The 2959-nt window shown below is 35.4% G+C and carries 3 protein-coding genes and 4 pseudogenes; 3 read left to right on the top strand and 4 right to left on the bottom strand.

All coding sequences use genetic code 11. The features are described 5' to 3' along the window. Positions 1-44: 44 nt before the first annotated feature. The 3 pseudogenes from recO to acpS form a co-directional block, all read left to right on the top strand. Positions 45-158, top strand: a pseudogene (gene recO / locus ARSQ2_RS14825) (DNA repair protein RecO); the annotation flags it as partial. Positions 159-245: 87 nt separating this feature from the next. Beyond that, positions 246-979: pseudogene (gene pdxJ / locus ARSQ2_RS07185) on the top strand (pyridoxine 5'-phosphate synthase). After that, positions 979-1361: pseudogene (gene acpS, locus ARSQ2_RS07190) on the top strand (holo-ACP synthase). The pseudogenes pdxJ and acpS overlap by 1 nt, the downstream one beginning before the upstream one ends. Here acpS and ARSQ2_RS07195 read toward each other — a convergent pair. The 4 genes and pseudogenes from ARSQ2_RS07195 to ARSQ2_RS12840 form a co-directional block, all read right to left on the bottom strand. Further along, on the bottom strand, positions 1358-1621 hold the full coding sequence (locus tag ARSQ2_RS07195) for a YfhL family 4Fe-4S dicluster ferredoxin (RefSeq protein ID WP_181994874.1): 264 nt from the start codon (positions 1619-1621) through the stop codon (positions 1358-1360). The pseudogene acpS and the gene ARSQ2_RS07195 overlap by 4 nt on opposite strands. Positions 1622-2029: 408 nt before the next feature. Then, positions 2030-2347 (bottom strand): alkaline phosphatase family protein, encoded by a 318-nt coding sequence (locus ARSQ2_RS12830; RefSeq protein ID WP_238334381.1) that lies wholly within the window; start codon positions 2345-2347, stop codon positions 2030-2032. An 87-nt stretch (positions 2348-2434) separates the two neighbouring features. Next, a complete protein-coding gene (locus ARSQ2_RS12835; RefSeq protein ID WP_238334382.1) occupies positions 2435-2737 on the bottom strand; it encodes a sulfatase-like hydrolase/transferase in 303 nt (100 codons plus the stop codon). Further along, positions 2706-2959, bottom strand: a pseudogene (locus tag ARSQ2_RS12840) (hypothetical protein); the annotation flags it as partial. The pseudogene ARSQ2_RS12840 and the gene ARSQ2_RS12835, both read right to left, overlap by 32 nt.

Genomic DNA, 2959 nt, shown 5'->3' on the forward strand with positions numbered 1-2959 from the left:
ATATAGAGTAATTACTTGTAATCATTTTAAAGTCGCCCAGCTATACATTAAGAGCAGCCAAGCGTTTTACCCCTATTGCGCTAAAGCCTTATCTGGGCGGAAGTCCATTAAAAAGCCGTGAGCTTTTTTACCAGGTCATATTGGCTAAAACGCGTTGAAGCGAGGTTATTAAAACCTCTTTGAATATATTATGATTCCATGGATAAACGAAATTCAAACTATGAAATGGATAACAGGAGTTAAATATGTCAAAGTTATTATTAGGCGTTAATATTGATCATGTTGCCACGGTGCGAAATGCGCGGCGAACACAATATCCTGATCCACTACATGCAGCATTTCTTGCTGAACAAGCTGTGGGGCAGATGGGATCACTGTTCATTTGCGTGAAGATCGCTGTCATATTACTGATCGCGACGTTAAGTTACTTCGCCAGACGTTACAAACCCGGATGAATTTGGAGATGGCAATAACGGATGAAATGGTCAATTTTGCCTTTCAGATCAAACCTCAATTTTGTTGCCTGGTACCGGAGAGACGCGAAGAAGTTACGACGGAAGGTGGGCTTGACCTTGTTGGGCAATAAGCATTAGTCGCAACGGCGGTCAAACGATTAACCGAAGCAGGTATCACGGTTTCTTTGTTCATTGATCCTAAAGAACAACAAATTGATGCAGCAGTGGAAATTGGTACGCCTTTTATTGAAATTCATACTGGTGCCTATGCTGATGCTAAAAGCGAGTTAAAGCAGCAAGAAGAATTTAAACGTATCAAGCAGGCGATAAGTTATGCCACTGAAAAAAAAATTAAGGTCAATGCCGGTCATGGGTTAACTTATCATAATGTTCAACGTATTCCTCAATTGCCTGATATATATGAACTTAATATTGGCCATGCGATTATTGGGCGAGCACTCTTTAGTGGCATGGCGACAGCTGTGACTGATATGAAGAAAATTCTTCGTGAGGCGCGTTGTTAATGGCGATTATTGGATTAGGTACTGTGATCTGGTTGAAATTGTACGTATTGAGCAAATTATCAAGCGTTTAGAGGAACGTCTGGCGAAGCGTATATTGTCCGCGCAAGAGTGGCGACAATATCAACATCATTCTCAGCCAGTCCGTTTTTTGGCTAAGCGTTTTGCGGTCAAAGAAGGAGCAGCAAAAGCTTTAGGCACGGGGATCCGAAACGGTTTAGCGCTTAATCAATTTGAAGTTTTTAATGATCAATTAGTTAAGCCAGGGCTTAATTTATTAGGACAAGAAAAAATATTAGCTGATTCTTTAGGTGTACAACATATCCATGTATCATTATCTGATGAGCAAAATTATGCTTGTGCCACTGTGATTATGGAAAGTTAAATTTTATCGGCATGATGTAATAGGACAAATTTATCCCATAACTGTTCTTCTGTTTCAGGATTATCAGGATCTTTTAAAATGGTATTGTTGATCGGACAAACAGATTGGTAAGTTGGCTTATCATAGTGGCCAATGCATTCAGTACAAAGATTGGGATTGATTTGGTGGTAAAATTCTTCTCCCATTGAAATCGCTTCATTTGGGCATTCTGGTTCACACATATCACAATTGATACAGCGTTGAGTAATTAATAAAGACATAGCAATATCTTATAAGTAATTTGAGTAAATGTTAGTAAATTATGCATTAAAAACATAATGTTATTTGTAACTCATGATTTTGTACAGTATATATTCTATTGAAAAACCCAATTCAGTAATACAAAGCTGCAACCCAGATCGATTTTACTCTCTTTACAATGATAAGGGTATGAGCGTTACATCGACTGTTTGTTCAAAAAGCAGTTTAATAGCAGCTAGAAGAGTACACCACAGACAAAAAACTGAGTGTTGGCGCTTTGATGTAAACTCATAGCTAAAATCTATGTTGCAGCAGCTAAATCTATTTTAAAACACTTTGCTAAATCGTGTCGATCTAAAAACTCAAAAGAATATAATCAAAGACTGGATTTTAAATTGAAATCCAGCAATATTTTTGCTAAATAATTGTTATTTTTCCAAGGGAAAAGGTAAAATATTTTCATTATCTGTTAGCACTCGATCATATTCTCTTTCGCTTCTAAGAATATTTTTATCAATGTCATAGCCAAGCAGTTCCGATAAAATATACTTATTCATCAAAGCACTCAAGTATTCGTCTTTATTACGAAAAGATTCGATAAAAGCACAATTAAAATGTTTATTGGTTGATTTATACATAAAGGGGATCAAATATTGTTCTCTTCCTTTTTCCAATCGATGACCAACATTGATTATCTCGCCGTGATCTGCGGTATAAATTAAATTAAAATCTATTTTTTTTTGCATTAATGACATTCATTATATCATTTATGATTCTGTCGGTATGATGAATAGTGAGATCATAATCTGCTGCTTTTGGTAAAGCTTTTTTATCTATTGTATCATAGTTGTCATAGGTAAATGATTACCATAAAGATGAATAATGATAAATCTCTTTTGTGCATTATCAGACAACACTTTTGCTAGCAGGTTAGCTAATTTATTATCGTTATAATTGGTTAGCCTTAAATCATCACTTTTTTGAGCGATAAAACCATATTTTGAACCATGCAGACCTTGTATTTCTTGGGAACCTAACCAATATGTTTTATATCCATTGGATTTTGCCATTTCAAGAATAGATTTATTGTTGAACAGGGTTTCTTCATTTTCCGGTGTGTGAAAGGCTAGTGTCATTGACACTGAATCTCGGGTTATTGGTGAACTGGAATGGGGATTTATTTAAGATGCAGCTATTTTCGGTTGAAAATATTTTTGTCATATGTGGCGTTGTATTTAAATGATAGCCATATCCACTATAGCGGGAGTAGAGTGAGGGTTCCCCCATGATTAATATAATATTTTTATTATTATTGTCTTTTTTAAATAATATTGCATTATTAAATTTTTCAATTTCGG

Source organism: Arsenophonus endosymbiont of Bemisia tabaci Q2 (assembly GCF_902713415.1).
Classification (GTDB): domain Bacteria; phylum Pseudomonadota; class Gammaproteobacteria; order Enterobacterales; family Enterobacteriaceae; genus Arsenophonus.